At 55.5% G+C, this 13959-nt stretch carries 11 protein-coding genes; 7 read left to right on the forward strand and 4 right to left on the reverse strand.

The genetic code is table 11. The features are described 5' to 3' along the window. Positions 1 to 270: 270 nt before the first annotated feature. The 4 genes from ACKGJP_RS34545 to ACKGJP_RS34560 form a co-directional block, all read right to left on the reverse strand. Complete coding sequence (locus tag ACKGJP_RS34545; RefSeq protein ID WP_409343257.1) at positions 271 to 2466, reverse strand: stalk domain-containing protein; 2196 nt, start codon at positions 2464 to 2466, stop codon at positions 271 to 273. Positions 2467 to 2610: 144 nt separating this feature from the next. Next, the gene (locus ACKGJP_RS34550) at positions 2611 to 3486 is read right to left on the reverse strand and encodes a sugar phosphate isomerase/epimerase family protein (protein WP_409343258.1); all 876 of its coding nucleotides are present in this window, start codon (positions 3484 to 3486) and stop codon (positions 2611 to 2613) included. 109 nt (positions 3487 to 3595) lie between these two features. Next, positions 3596 to 4453, reverse strand: coding sequence for a sugar phosphate isomerase/epimerase family protein (locus ACKGJP_RS34555; protein WP_409343259.1), 858 nt, complete (start codon positions 4451 to 4453; stop codon positions 3596 to 3598). Between the two features lie 152 nt (positions 4454 to 4605). Further along, positions 4606 to 6618, reverse strand: a complete 2013-nt coding sequence (locus ACKGJP_RS34560; RefSeq protein WP_409343260.1) for a methyl-accepting chemotaxis protein — start codon at positions 6616 to 6618, stop codon at positions 4606 to 4608. Between the two features lie 317 nt (positions 6619 to 6935). Here ACKGJP_RS34560 and ACKGJP_RS34565 point away from each other — a divergent pair, with 317 nt between their 5' ends. The 7 genes from ACKGJP_RS34565 to ACKGJP_RS34595 all read left to right on the forward strand — a co-directional run bounded on the left by ACKGJP_RS34565 (position 6936) and on the right by ACKGJP_RS34595 (position 13736). Continuing rightward, positions 6936 to 7775, forward strand: coding sequence for an SMP-30/gluconolactonase/LRE family protein (locus ACKGJP_RS34565; protein ID WP_409343261.1), 840 nt, complete (start codon positions 6936 to 6938; stop codon positions 7773 to 7775). A 162-nt stretch (positions 7776 to 7937) separates the two neighbouring features. Beyond that, on the forward strand, positions 7938 to 9089 hold the full coding sequence (locus ACKGJP_RS34570; protein WP_409343262.1) for a DUF2264 domain-containing protein: 1152 nt from the start codon (positions 7938 to 7940) through the stop codon (positions 9087 to 9089). 95 nt (positions 9090 to 9184) lie between these two features. Further along, positions 9185 to 9511 (forward strand): metal-sensitive transcriptional regulator, encoded by a 327-nt coding sequence (locus ACKGJP_RS34575; RefSeq protein WP_409343263.1) that lies wholly within the window; start codon positions 9185 to 9187, stop codon positions 9509 to 9511. Between the two features lie 166 nt (positions 9512 to 9677). Beyond that, complete coding sequence (locus ACKGJP_RS34580) at positions 9678 to 9878, forward strand: copper ion binding protein (RefSeq protein WP_409343264.1); 201 nt, start codon at positions 9678 to 9680, stop codon at positions 9876 to 9878. Positions 9879 to 9937: 59 nt separating this feature from the next. Further along, on the forward strand, positions 9938 to 12166 hold the full coding sequence (locus ACKGJP_RS34585; RefSeq protein WP_409343265.1) for a heavy metal translocating P-type ATPase: 2229 nt from the start codon (positions 9938 to 9940) through the stop codon (positions 12164 to 12166). A 31-nt stretch (positions 12167 to 12197) separates the two neighbouring features. Next, positions 12198 to 13061 carry a hypothetical protein gene (locus ACKGJP_RS34590; RefSeq protein ID WP_409343266.1) on the forward strand — a complete coding sequence of 288 codons (864 nt, stop codon included), beginning with the start codon at positions 12198 to 12200 and terminating at the stop codon, positions 13059 to 13061. A gap of 57 nt (positions 13062 to 13118) precedes the next feature. Continuing rightward, a complete protein-coding gene (locus tag ACKGJP_RS34595) occupies positions 13119 to 13736 on the forward strand; it encodes a nitrite reductase (RefSeq protein ID WP_409343267.1) in 618 nt (205 codons plus the stop codon). The last annotated feature ends 223 nt before the right edge of the window (positions 13737 to 13959 follow it).

The following is a 13959-nucleotide window of genomic DNA, read 5'->3' on the forward strand; positions in this document are numbered from 1 at the left end:
CAGAACCTTTCCTTTGCCGGCCTCATCCTTCCGGACAAGGTTAATCGCGATCATCCTGATCCCACTTCTTGGAATAGGCCTTATTCGTTACCCATATGGTTATCCCGCAGATGATGACGATAGCGACAAAGCCGATCACCATGGCTGAGGTCATGGACATAGCAGTTCACTCCTTTGCACTTAGGTCTGCCTATATTGTAGCAGAAAAGCAAATCCGATTCCGCGCAGCCATCAAAGCGTCACAACTGGCGCGCGGATTCGCGTTCAATCCTATTCCGCAAGCAAATCGAACGGCAGCATACGCGCTACCTCAATAGTCTTGCGTTCTTTATCCGTGAGTACGGTAATAAAAGCCGTTTGATCGACGCTGACGACTGCAAACCGGTATCCGGTATCCGCAATCATGGCATTGATGTCCTCGATGATGCCGATATCCATAAAATCGCCCCTATACGCGGGATACAGCTTGCGCTTCTTTCCGTTCAGCATAAACTCGACAATCGCCGGACCGTCCTCCGAGCGCCAGGTCTCTTTAATTTCAGTAGGGGTAAAGGAGCCGCGCGAAATGGCCGCCCACTGCTTGATCGCCGTCTCATAAACGGCGTTGCCTTCGCCTGTATCGTTCTCCGTATCCATCATCCATACCCTAGCGGAATCGGCCTCCAGCACGTACAAATCGGCAAAGCGGCTATAACCGCTGTTCGGGTCGAACGGATCCCATTCCTTACCTTCGTATTCCTTCTTATAGCGTTCGATAGCCGCCTTCTCCGCTTCATCCGCGCTTGACGGCTTATCTCCGAAAAACCCCAATTCCTTGTAAAAACGAACCGCATCGGAAATCCGCTCTTCGGCTTTCATGCCGCCGAACTTGGCAGCGAATCGTTCCTCCGTCGACTTAGTCGCCCGGAAGCTGGAAACGATGCTTTCATATTCGCGGACCATCGTGTCGGATGCTCCACCCCCTGCAAAGACCGTTAAAAACAACCGATAGTAGTCATTCCCGCTTTCTAGTATCGTGTCGAATATTTCTATAGCAATCGTCTCGTTTATTGACAACAGGTGCCTCTGACGGATGCCTTTTAGTCCGTTGACGACAATATCCTGAGGCGCTTCCACCTCAACCACTTCCTCGCTTGCTCCTGCTCCCGTCAACTCTGCAATATGCTGAAGCGTCATTTGATCGTCTTTCAGGCCGAGCTCCTTCTGCGCGGATTTTTTGTCAATACGGAAGTAGTATAATTCACTATCGCCAGGATCATTTTTCAAAGTCAGTGAATGGGTTTCGGGGGAAGCTTCGACCTTCCATACATGGCCGGCCTCGAATTCCGCCTTCTGGTCCGGCGCAACGACTTGCTGCCTCGAAGCGTATAGACGAACCGCTTTTTCCGCGTTGTCCCATACGACCTCATAGCCAAGAGCTTCCCCTACGAAGCGGAGCGGCACATACGTGTAGTCGCCGATTAGCTGCGGAGCGGCAGCCAGCTGCCGGCTGCTTCCGTTGACCTCGGCGGTTGCCCTGCCGATCTGCAGCTGCAGGCGGATGCTTTCCTTGCTCCCCGTTACCGTCTTCGCGGCATCGTCCCAGCCGACCGATAGACCGAACGCTTCGAACAGCGAGCGGAAAGGCACAAGCGTGCTTCCCTCTACAATGACGGGATCAGCGTCCAGCGTCATTTTTTTGCCTTCAAAATATACCGGAATTCCCGCCGTTTTTTCTACAACCTTGGTTCCATTTACATTTACTCCCTGCTTCTCTAACTTAAGCAAGACGGAAGGGGCGCCTGCGTTAAGCGGATTTCGATCCACATAAGCGCCTTTAAGCCCGGGCACGGCAAGGAGCGGCCCCAATTCTTCTACCCGATTCCCCGTTATGTACAGATGTTCTAGCTGGCGATGCCACTCCAGAGGAGTCAAATCCGTCACCAGATTATTCTCCAAAATCAGCCACTTTAGCGGAAGATTAGCAAGCGCTGCAATATCAGAGATTTGATTGTGGCCTGCAAGCAGATCGGTAAGTCCGTACAATTGCGACAAGCAATCGATATTTTGAATCTTATTTTCGGAAATGACGAGCTTGGTTATTCGATATAAATGACTGATCGGGCAAATGTCCTCGATCTCGTTTCCGTCGAGCGCCAAAAAATTTAGGCTTATCAAGTTTTCAAGCGGTTTAATATCGCTTATTTCATTGCCCGGCAAATAAAGCTTCTGTAAATTCGACGCTTGCTCGAGCCCTTTCAGGCTTTTGATTTTCTCTTTTTCCTGCGGATATAGCGATGTCAGCTTCAACAAGTCTTTCGAAGCCAGTTCCCTGTCTTCGATGCCAAGCTGCTTGCGGATCGCCTGCTCCAAAACCGGATCTTCGATACCCGCGGATTGCGCGTTTGCGCTTCCTTCCCCTACCCAACCGGGCACAGCCGCCGCAAGCAGCGCGAAAGCCAGTAAAACCCGAATCCATTGTTTCATTCTATGAAATCCCCTCTCATGAGACGCTGCCTAAAATCGTACCATATTTTGGACAAACGGACTATGAGAAACCATTCTCCATTCGCATGGAACGGCATCAAAAAAGCGCACAGCCGTCAACCGGCCATGCGCTCCTGTTCTAGCCTATTTAAACTGCTGGATAAAACGTACCGCCTTCAAAATGTCTTCTTCCGGATTCAGGCCGACTTCGCGTTCGATCGTCAGGTACCCTTTGAAGCCGATATCCTGAAGCGCTTTGAAATAGCCCTCAAAGTTCACTTTGCCTTCGCCGAGCGGCGTTTCCTTGAAAATGTTGCCGTCCGTCACCATCTGGGCCAGCTTCTCATGGCTCATTTTCTCGTAGCCGAGCGCACCGTACACTTCACGCGGATCGACTTCCGCAAAGCGAACGCCGTCCTTCACGTGCGTATGCACGATGTAATCCTTCAGCGTATACACGCCTTGCACCGGATCATCGCCCGTTACCATGACCATGTTGGCTGGGTCGAAGTTAACCGATACGCCCTTCGAGCCGAGCGTGTCGAGGAAGCTTTTGAGGTGGGCCGACGTTTCGGGTCCGGTTTCGATTGCAAAATAAGCGTCCAGGCTTGTCGCATAATCAGCCAGCTCTACGCAAGCCTTCTGCATCGACTCGTATACTTCGCCGTTCTTGTCGCTCGGAACGACGCCGATATGCGTAGTCACGACGTTCGTGCCAAGCTCGACCGCCAGGTCGAGAATGCGCTTCGATTTCTCGATTTTCTCCGCGTTGACCGTTTTATCCTGGAAGCCGTGGCCGCCGAGATCGCCGCAAAGCGCGGAAATTTCGAGGCCCAGCGATTCGATATAGCTGCGAAGCTCTTTACGGGCCGATGCCGACAGGTTTGCCGGATCCATTTCGCCGGATACCGCATAAATCTGCACGCCGTCAGCGCCAAGCTCCTTGGAACGCTTCAAGCCTTCCCGCAGCGGCATGCGCAGGCTGTCTACCATGATACCGATTTTATTCGACAATGCCATTTCTATTATCCTCCTGCCATGAATAAGATATTATCGCTTTACCGGGGATCCCCGCCAAGGCGCCGTAAAAAGCAGCGAAGCTTCTCGTCACATTGCGGGGAGTTTTTTATTATACTTCGTCCCAAATGCGGCGGATGTTGTCCAAGCCGATCCTGGAGCCCTGTTTGCATTCTTCCATGCCTTCGAATTCCAGCGACAAATAGCCGTCATAGCCGGAGTGCTTCACGATGCGCAGCACTTCCCACATATCGATGTCGCCTTGTCCCGTAATCGCGCCGCGCAGGTATTGCCCGCCCGTCGACTGGAACCAACCGGCTCCCGGATTGCGGTACGACGGACGCACATAGAAATCCTTAATATGTACGATCGAAGCGTACGGCAAGTTTTTCTTCACGGCGCAGGTCGGGTTTTCGTCGGCGCACAGGAAGTTGCCGATATCCAGAGTCGTCTTGAAGTTCGGGCGACCTACCGCCTCGACAAGTGCTTGTACGCGGTCCGAATACTGAATGAAATAGCCATGGTTTTCTACGCTCGTCGTAATGCCGTATTGCGACGCATAGTCGGCTACTTCACGACAAGCGGCGGCCAGCAGCTCGAGCTCGCTAAGAAACTGTCTGATGGACAAATCTTTGCGGTTAGCGACGTCATGCCGCATCAGCTTGACGCCGAGCGCATTCGCAACGTCGACCTGCTTTTTGACGCGTTCGATTTCCGCTTTGTAGGCTTCCGCATCTTCGGTAAGGAAATTGGCGCCGATCGCATAGTTGGAAACGTCGATGCCGACATCGCCCGCTTTTTTGCGGATTTGTTCGGCGAGCTGCAGATTGTCCGTCAGATCGAAGCCGATCGGAACGATCTCTACATGCTCTCCTCCGTTGTCTGCAATCCATTGAATCGCATCGAGAATCGTCATCTCTCCTGCGTTAATTGCTCTAGATAAGCTGTATGAGCTTAGACCGAGTTTCATGTGCGTACATCCTTCCCCTAGTGGAATGATTGGAAACGGAATTGGAACCGCGCTTGCCATGCATTTTGTCCGTTCGTTCTGCTCCCGAGACCATATTAGCGCACTGGGAAAAAGATTACAATACAAAATGGGTATTCTCCGCAACATCCTCTTTAGGAGAGCTTAAAAGACGTCAGCTGATCCTGCAAGCCTTGCGCCATCCGGTGCAGCTCGTCCGCCGCCGCGCGAATTTGCTCGATCGAAGCGGTCTGCTCCTCGGACGCCGCGACGATGCTCTGGGATCCTTCGGCGGACGCTTTGGAGATGCCGACCATCTCACCCATCGAAGCGCTCACCTGCTGAGTGCCGGCAGAGATTTGCTCCGCCGAAGCCGATATTTCCTGAATTTGATCGGCAACCTGCCCCACGGCATCGACGATCCCGCGAAATACGCCGCCAGCCTCGTTCATCGCTTGCGTTCCTTTCGAAACTTCGAGCACGCCGTCCTTCATCGAAACGACGACATGTCCGATCGATTCGCGAATGCCGCCGATCATCTCCGCGATTTGCTCGGCCGACTCCCTCGACTGCTCGGCCAGCTTCTTCACCTCTCCGGCGACGACGGCAAAGCCCTTGCCGTGCTCGCCGGCCCTCGCCGCTTCTATGCTGGCATTGAGCGCCAAAATATTCGTCTGCGAAGCGACATGCGTCAGTACCTCGACAATATGCTCGATCTCGGCGGAGCGCGTGCCGAGCTGCTCGATCAGCAGCGCGCTGCCGTCTACCGATTTGCGAATGCTTTCCACCTGCACGGCTGCCGCTTGCAGCGCTTCGCCGCCGGCTTTCGCGCTTACTCCGGCGCTGCCCGCCATTTCTACGGCCGTCGCCGAAGACTCCGCGATCCGCTGAACGCCGATCGCCATTTGCTCCATCGCCGCCGCGCTCTGCTCGGCCCCTTGCAGTCCGGTTTCCGCGCCGGCCGCCACTTCCTCGATGACCTGCACGATCTGGTCGGAAGCCACGCTCGTTTGCTCCGCCCCCGCGCTTAGACGCTCCGCCGTTTCCGTCACCTGCTTCGAGCTTTCGCTTACATGGACGATTACGCGCTTTAGCGCGGCCGTCATCGAGTCGATGTCGGCAGCAAGGCCGCCCACTTCGTCCTTCTTATTGATCCGCAGCTCGTCCACCGTCAAATCTCCCGCGGCGATACGTTTGACCTGCCTGGCGATTTTGCCGATCGGCCTGGCGATGCCGCTTGCGATCAGGAATGCGATGAGCAGCGTTGCCACGGCCGAAACGATGATGGTCGTGAAGAGCAGCTTCTCCGCCTTATGCTGGGACACGAGCACGACGTCTATTGGAATATCGAAATACAGCCGGTATCCGGTATCCGCAACCGGCGAAAATGTCAAAAGATACTGCGAGCCTTCCGACGACGCATAGTCTTCTAAGCTTTCCCCGAGCTTTTCCTTCTGCAGCAGCGTTCGCAGACCGGCAGGCATATTGGCCTCGGCTGGCGTTTTGCCGATCCATTCCGCTTGCTTGGCATATTGAATGACACCTTTATGATCGATCATGATCGGCGATCCGGAGCCTTTGGCGATAACGAGATTTTTGAAAAAGTGCTGAACGAACGCGTCGAACTCGATCGTATTCGAGAGAACCCCGATCGGCTGCTTGCCTGCGGCGTCCATGACCGGCATCGCCAGCGCGATCGAAGGCTTGCCCGTATTCTTCGATACGAGAATGTCGGAGACGTTGGCCTCGCCTTTCATCGCACGCTGAAAGTATTCCCGGTCGGCCAGCGACGTTCCGATGCGGTCCGCGCTCGTATGCGCCTTAATCGTCCCGGCCGGGTCGATGAAGACCATGGCGCTGCTGACGGGCGTCAAGCCCTTGATCGTGGTCAGCAATTTAACCTGAGCTGCCTGATCGTTCGTTCGCAGCGATTCGTCCTTGGACGCGAGCATCAGCTCGTTCATTCGCTGGTCGATCCATTCGACCATGTCGCCGGCCGTATTTTCGTTCATATTTTGATATACGGACGCTTCGCTCTTCAGCTGGTCCTCCGCCGTCACGGTGTACATAATCGTCGTACCGGCAACCATCGGCACCAGTCCGGCTATGAGAAACCAAATCACGAGCCGGGTACGAACGGAATGGAACCATTTACGGAATATTCGCATATATAAATCCTCCTTTAGTCCTATTACCAAGATGTTCCTCTACTATGGCGGAAACCGGTTATCTTTGGTAGTGAACGCCGTCATATGCCTGTCATTACCTGTCATGTAAGGTCACTATGACTTTCGTCACAAGGACGTGACTCCGATCACTATTGACGAGGCTCTCCACGCGCCGGCTGCCGGAAATTGCGCGTCCCGGCCCCCTGTTTCCGTGGTATAATCGTTCCGATGCAAGCAACCGACATTTTCGTTTTCGGATCCGGACTTTGACAAGCGAAGCCGGCCGTAACGTACCAGTGAGAGGAGCCGCCCGAACCATGAGCGAAACGCTTTTTACAAGCAGCGTCTTTACCGAACCCAACGGCTTTACGCAAGGGATCGAAGGTCCCGCCGTCGACAGCGAAGGCAATGTATATGCGGTCAATTACGAACGCCAGCACACGATCGGCAAAGTAACGCCCAAAGGGAAATGCAGCATATTCATCGAATTGCCGGACGGCAGCGTAGGCAACGGCATCCGCTTTGACAGCGCGGGCGACATGCTGATTGCCGACTATGTGAACCACAACGTGCTGCGGGTCGATATGCAAACAAAAGCGATTTCCGTTCATGCTCACGAGCCGACGATGAATCAGCCGAACGATATTGCCATTTCCGCCGACGACTACGTCTTTGCAAGCGATCCGAACTGGGCGGAGTCGACAGGCCAACTATGGCGCATTGCGCCGAACGGAGAAGTGACTCTGCTCGAAGCAGGCATGGGAACGACCAACGGCATAGAAGTAAGTCCCGACGGGCAGACGCTTTACGTGAACGAAACGGTACAGCGGCGCATTTGGGCCTACGATCTGTCTCCGGAGAGAACGGTCAGCAACAAGAGGCTGCTCATCGAGTTTCCCGATTTCGGCATGGACGGCATGCGCTGCGACGTGACCGGCAATCTGTATGTCACGCGCTACGGCAAAGGCACGGTGGCAATCGTCGCTCCGAACGGGAACGTGCTGCGCGAAATCGAACTGCACGGCAAAAGCTGCTCGAACCTGACGTTCGGCGGACCGGACGGCCGTACGGTGTACGTTACGCTGGCCGACAACGGCAACATCGAAACGTTCCGCACGGACACGGCAGGGCTTTGCTGGGCGACTTGGCGCAGATGACGTTCTTCTTATAATAGAAAAAGCTTGGCGGCGACCGCTCACACAGCGGCGCCCCAAACCGGATGCGGCGGCTGATATGCCGGGCTTCGGTTTCCTTACGGCGTTACCGATAACTCTAACTCGGATAAGAGATTTAAGTCAGGACGAAGAGGAGAATGGAAAATGGAACGAGCCGAACTAAACGACCGCCGCTACTGGGTTAGCGTTATGACGAAAATCGCCGAACCGGTGCTTGCCGCGCTCGCGGCAAGGAAGCTTAAAGCGACTATGCCGGTGGAAGGCAAAGTGGAAGACAGGCCGATGTACACGCATCTCGAAGCTTTGGGCCGCCTCCTTGCGGGAGTCGCTCCATGGCTGCAGTCGAGCCCTGCCGATGCGGAGGAGGAAGAGCTGCGCGTCCGCTTCGCCGAGCTGGCGCGGTCGGCGATCGATGCCGGAACGGATCCGTCATCGCCGGATTTTCTTAACTTCTCTGCCGGTTATCAGCCGATCGTGGACGCGGCTTTTCTGTCTCACGCGATTTTGCGCGCGCCCGTAGAACTATGGGACAAGCTGGAGCCGCGCGTACAAAGGAATTTGGCCGACGCCCTCAAGCAAACGCGGACGCGCAAGCCCCATTTTAACAATTGGCTGCTATTCGCCGCGATGATCGAGACCGCACTGCGCAAAATGGGCGAGGACTGGGATCCGATGCGTGTCGATTTTGCCCTGAAGCAGCACGAGCAATGGTACCTTGGCGACGGCATGTACGGAGACGGCCCTAATTACCATGCCGATTACTACAACAGCTTCGTCATCCAGCCGATGCTCTTAGACATCGTCGCTCAAGTAGCCGGCGAATACCACGACTGGGCCGGCCTGCAAGAGCGCGTCGCCGCCCGCGCCCGCCGGTATGCGACCGTGCAGGAGCGCTCGATTTCTCCGGAAGGCACGTTCCCCGTGTGGGGCCGCTCGCTCGCGTACCGGTTCGGCGCCTTCCAATCGCTGGCGCAATCGGCGCTTCGCCAGGAGCTCGACGCCGAGCTTCATCCCGCTCAGGTGCGCTGCGCTTTGACCGCCGTAATCCGGCGGACGATCGAGGCGCCGGGCACGTTCGACGAGAACGGCTGGCTCCGCATCGGCTTATGCGGCCATCAGCCGGAGCTTGGCGAGACGTATATTTCGACGGGCAGCCTGTACTTGTGCGCAACCGTCTTTTTGCCTCTCGGCTTAAGCCCGGACACACCTTTCTGGCAGGGCGAACCGATGCCGTGGACCGCGCAAAAGGCTTGGGGCGGAGCCGCCACGCCGATCGATAAGGCCATCGGCCATTAAAGGCTTCCGCTCATGCCCGGCAGAATGCACGCCGGCCCTCTTTTGCTCCTTATTGGCTCCATAGTATAATGGACGGGTAAAGGGGGTTTGGCCGGATGCAAGATGCACATAACGACAACCTGACGCCGCATTGCGATACGTCGGAGCGCAAAAGCCATCATTCCGATAAAACGAAAACGAATTTGATCAGCCGCCTAAACCGGATCGAAGGCCAAATTCGCGGAGTGAAAGGGCTAATTGAGAAAGACACGTATTGCGATGACGTTTTGAACCAGATCGCATCCATTCAAGCCGCTTTGAACGGCGTCGGGAAGCTGCTGCTGGAGAACCATATGAAAAGCTGCGTGGTGGAGCGCATTCAGGAAGGCGATCATGCCGTCATCACGGAGCTCATTACTACAATGAATAAGCTCATGAAATAAGGTAGAGTCAAAGGAACGCCGGAACTATCGTCCGGCGTTTTTATTTGTTTTTAAAATAGGGTACGGGGGTATACTAAAAACCGCTTGACTTAATATACGGTAGGGGGGTATACTACATTCAACGGGGCAAACCAAACCGAGCATCCCCGCAAAGGAGAAATGAACAATGACGAACGTAACGCTACAGGTTGAAGGCATGTCCTGCGGACACTGCGTGAATGCTATTGAGAAAGCGATGAAGGAAATCGGAGCGGCCGGCAAAGTGGACCTTGCAGCCGGATCGGTCACCGTCGATTATGACGAAGCTTCTCTCACACTTGAAGCCGTCAAAGCGGCTATCGAAGATCAAGGCTACGAAGTTGTGTAATGCAACGAGCGGGTCCCGCCCGCTCGTCGCCTATCCCATCCCCCAATGAGGTGAACCTTATGGAAACGGCAGCTCCCAAAGAAACGGAACTGGCCTCCCTGCAAATTACAGGAATGACCTGTGCAGCCTGCGCCAATCGCATAGAAAAAGGTTTGAACAAAATCGAAGGCGTAGCGGAAGCGAACGTGAATTTCGCGCTTGAAACCGCCCGCGTCGCCTATAACCCGGATGCCGTATCGATCGCCGATATGCAGAAGAAAGTGGAGCAGCTCGGTTATAAAGCGGAGCTCAAGCAAGAGCAAGCGGATCCTGCGGTTAAGCGGCAAATGGAACTGTCCCGTCAAAAGAAGACGCTGCTGGCGTCAGCTCTGCTTTCTCTCCCCTTGCTCTGGTCGATGGTGAGCCACTTCTCCTTCACATCGTGGATATGGATCCCCGAACTGTTTATGAATCCTTGGTTTCAGCTTGCTCTGGCAACGCCCGTTCAATTCGTAATCGGCTGGCATTTTTACGTCGGCGCCTACAAAGCGCTGCGCAACCGCAGCGCCAACATGGATGTCCTGGTTTCGCTCGGAACATCGGCGGCTTATTTCTATAGCTTGTATCTTACGATTGATTGGGCCTTCAATGCGCATCCCGGCCACCACGCGCCGGCTATGTATTTCGAAACGAGCGCAGTGCTGATTACCCTTGTACTGACCGGAAAGTTATTTGAATCGCTGGCGAAAGGAAGAACGTCGGAAGCGATCAAAACGCTGATGGGCCTGCAGGCGAAAACCGCGCTGGTCGTTAGAAACGGCGAGGAGATGACCGTTCCGGTCGAGCAAGTCATGACTGGGGATGTCGTTCTGGTGAAGCCGGGCGACAAAGTACCGGTCGACGGCGAAGTCATCGAGGGCGTATCCTCGGTCGACGAGTCTATGCTGACGGGCGAAAGCATTCCTGTGGCCAAAAGCGCCGGCGATGCCGTTATCGGCGCAACGATCAACAAGAACGGCGCGCTCCGGATAAGAGCCACTAAAGTAGGCAAAGAAACCGCACTCGCGCAAATCATTAAAGTCGTGGAGGAAGCGCAAGGCTCCAAAGCGCCGATCCAGCGGGTAGCCGACGTCATTTCCGGCATTTTCGTACCGATCGTAGTCGGCATCGCCGTTATCACCTTCCTCGTCTGGTACTTTGCAGTCGATCCGGGCTCCTTCGCCGGCGCCCTGGAGAAAGCCATCGCCGTGCTTGTCATCGCCTGCCCTTGTGCGCTAGGTTTGGCAACCCCGACGTCTATCATGGCGGGCTCCGGCCGCGCAGCCGAGCTGGGCGTCTTGTTCAAAGGCGGAGAGCACCTGGAATCCGCTCACCGCGTCGATACGATCGTTCTGGATAAAACCGGTACCGTAACGAAAGGCAAACCCGAGCTTACGGACGTCATAACGGCCGGCATGGACGAATCCTCCTTTCTCCGGCTTGTAGGCGCTGCAGAGAAAAGCTCCGAGCATCCGCTTGCCGAAGCCATCGTCTCCGGCATCGTACAGAAAGGGATCTCTATTCCCGCAGCCGAATCGTTCGAGGCCATCCCGGGGTTCGGCATCCGCGCCTTCGTCGAAGGGAGAGAGGTGCTGGCCGGCACAAGGAAGCTGCTGGCGTCGTACAACGTCGTTGCCGATCATGCCTTCGAACAGATGGAACAGCTGGAGCAGGCCGGCAAAACCGCCATGCTGATCGCCGTAGACCGCGAGTACGCCGGCCTCGTCGCAGCGGCGGACACGGTTAAGGAAACGTCCGGCGAAGCGGTGGCCCGGCTCAAAGGGCTCGGCATCCGCGTCATCATGATTACCGGCGACAACGAACGGACGGCAAAAGCGATAGCCCGCCAAGTCGGTATCGAGCATGTATTAGCAGAGGTATTGCCGGAAGGCAAAGCGGAGGAAGTGCGCAAACTGCAGAAGCAAGGCGGCAAGGTAGCGATGGTCGGCGACGGCATTAACGATGCCCCTGCCCTTGCGGTTGCGGATGTGGGCATGGCGATCGGGACCGGTACGGACGTAGCCATGGAGGCTGCCGACGTGACGCTGATGCGTGGCGATTTGAACAGCATTGCCGACGCTATTGCCATGAGCCGTATGACAATGGCCAATATTAGGCAAAACTTGTTTTGGGCGCTCGGCTACAACACGCTTGGCATTCCGATCGCCGCCATCGGCCTCCTGGCTCCTTGGGTTGCCGGAGCCGCAATGGCGCTCAGCTCGGTATCCGTCGTGCTTAACGCCCTCCGCCTGCAGCGGGCCAAACCGTAACATACTCGAGAAAACGAAGGTGGTAGATTTCATGAATCGTACGGCAATCGTCTTGCTTGCAGCGGCAGCGCTGCTGTCGGCATGCGGCAAAAAAGAAGATCACAGCGTGCACGGCGGCGTACAAAGCGCCGCTCCGGCAGGACACGGCGACCACGGATCGGGCTCCTCCGACGCCGGCTCCAGCTCCGCAGCGCTATCTTCCTCAGACGTCAAGGCCTTGTGGAAAACTGGCAGCGAAAAAACGCCGAAGGCGAAGCAGGATGTCCGGTTATCCGTGGAAATTCAGGATACGGCAGGGAAGCCGCTCCAAAATTTCGATATCAATCACGAAAAGAAGCTTCATTTGATTGCGGTAAGCAAAGATTTGTCCTACTTCTCCCACCTCCATCCGGAGTATAAAGGAAACGGCCAATTCGATGTGACGACGCAATTCCCGGCAGGCGGCGAATATAAGCTGTTTGCGGACTTCATTCCAACCGGCGGCAGCGCGATGACCAAAAGCGAATGGATCAAAGTCGACGGCGATGCGGCGAAGCAAATCCCTGTGCAGCCGGACAGCCAGCTGACGAAGTCCGTCGACGGCAAAGAAGTGACGCTCGCCACCGGCAAGCTGCAAGCCTCCAAAGAAGCCACGCTTACGTTTACGGTCAAGGATGACAAGACGAAAGCGCCGATCAACAATCTCGAGCAGTACCTCGGAGCCGTCGGTCACGTCGTAATCTTGACGGAGGACGCGGAGCAGTACCTGCACGTTCATCCTATGGAGGAAAAAGCGACAGGTCCCGACGCCAAATTCATGACGACGTTCCCGAAGAGCGGCGTCTACAAAATCTGGGCGCAGTTTCAGCATAACGGAAAGGTGTTTACCGTTCCGTACGTCGTGAAGGTGCCGTAAGCAGCAACTCCTGCAGGCTTTAGCGGTGCTGGAGTGAGAGAGGAGAAACCTTTTGTCATGGGGAAAATCAAATTTGCGGTAACTCCCGGCTTCGAGGTCGGCGGAACCCTGTTCCGGCCGGAGCAGCTAGCCCTTATCGGCTCTGTGATCGGCAAGGAAGGCAAGGTGGAGATGACCACCTTCAAGCAGCTCTACGTAGAGATGGAGGAAGAAAGCGCGGAAGCCGCCAAATCGGCATTGGAAACTGCCGGGCTTCAAGTTCATCCGGCGGGCTTTTATACGAAAAGCTTGATTACGTGCAACTTCTGCAAGGGCGAAGAAGACGCCGGCCTACCCATTGCAAGACAGCTGGACGAAGCCATTGCCGGCCACGAAACGCCAAGCCCGCTGAAAATCGGCTACTCCGGCTGTGCCTTGGCCACCGGCGAACCGCTGCTGAAAGATATCGGGATCGTCAAAATGCGCGATACCTTCGATATTTACATCGGCGGCGAAGCCAAAAGCTTAAAACCTACCCTCGGCCGTCCGTTGGCGACCGGCGTCCCGGAAGCCGGTCTCATCGCGGCCGTGCTTGGACTGATCCGCCATTTCCAAGCCCACGGGAAGAAAAAAGAGAAGTTCGCCAAATTTATCGATCGCATCGGCATGGATGCGCTGCGGGAAGCGGCGGAATAGAAAAGGGGCTGTCTCCAAAGCCATGAAAGTGGCGGAGGAATAGCCTCTTTTTTTGCGAGTCCTTACAAACAGACCTCACTAAAGAACCTTCACAAGCCGCCTTCGCACCCCCCTAACACTAAACAGCCTTCGCAACTTGAGAGTATAAGGATAGGAATTCACCCCACCCTGGGGCGACGTGAGCGGATGACAACGGAGCAGCAAGCTCAACTTAAACAGACGA

The organism is Paenibacillus litoralis (genome assembly GCF_046244365.1).
Classification (GTDB): Bacteria; Bacillota; Bacilli; order Paenibacillales; family NBRC-103111; genus Paenibacillus_V.

Coding starts and splice junctions, on each gene's coding strand:
- ACKGJP_RS34565 (WP_409343261.1), top strand. CDS start 6,936: ATGAGCGAAACGCTTTTTACAAGCAGCGTCTTTACCGAACCCAACGGC.
- ACKGJP_RS34590 (WP_409343266.1), top strand. CDS start 12,198: ATGAATCGTACGGCAATCGTCTTGCTTGCAGCGGCAGCGCTGCTGTCG.
- ACKGJP_RS34555 (WP_409343259.1), bottom strand. CDS start 4,453: ATGAAACTCGGTCTAAGCTCATACAGCTTATCTAGAGCAATTAACGCA.
- ACKGJP_RS34580 (WP_409343264.1), top strand. CDS start 9,678: ATGACGAACGTAACGCTACAGGTTGAAGGCATGTCCTGCGGACACTGC.
- ACKGJP_RS34550 (WP_409343258.1), bottom strand. CDS start 3,486: ATGGCATTGTCGAATAAAATCGGTATCATGGTAGACAGCCTGCGCATG.
- ACKGJP_RS34560 (WP_409343260.1), bottom strand. CDS start 6,618: ATGCGAATATTCCGTAAATGGTTCCATTCCGTTCGTACCCGGCTCGTG.
- ACKGJP_RS34575 (WP_409343263.1), top strand. CDS start 9,185: ATGCAAGATGCACATAACGACAACCTGACGCCGCATTGCGATACGTCG.
- ACKGJP_RS34595 (WP_409343267.1), top strand. CDS start 13,119: ATGGGGAAAATCAAATTTGCGGTAACTCCCGGCTTCGAGGTCGGCGGA.
- ACKGJP_RS34585 (WP_409343265.1), top strand. CDS start 9,938: ATGGAAACGGCAGCTCCCAAAGAAACGGAACTGGCCTCCCTGCAAATT.
- ACKGJP_RS34570 (WP_409343262.1), top strand. CDS start 7,938: ATGGAACGAGCCGAACTAAACGACCGCCGCTACTGGGTTAGCGTTATG.
- ACKGJP_RS34545 (WP_409343257.1), bottom strand. CDS start 2,466: ATGAAACAATGGATTCGGGTTTTACTGGCTTTCGCGCTGCTTGCGGCG.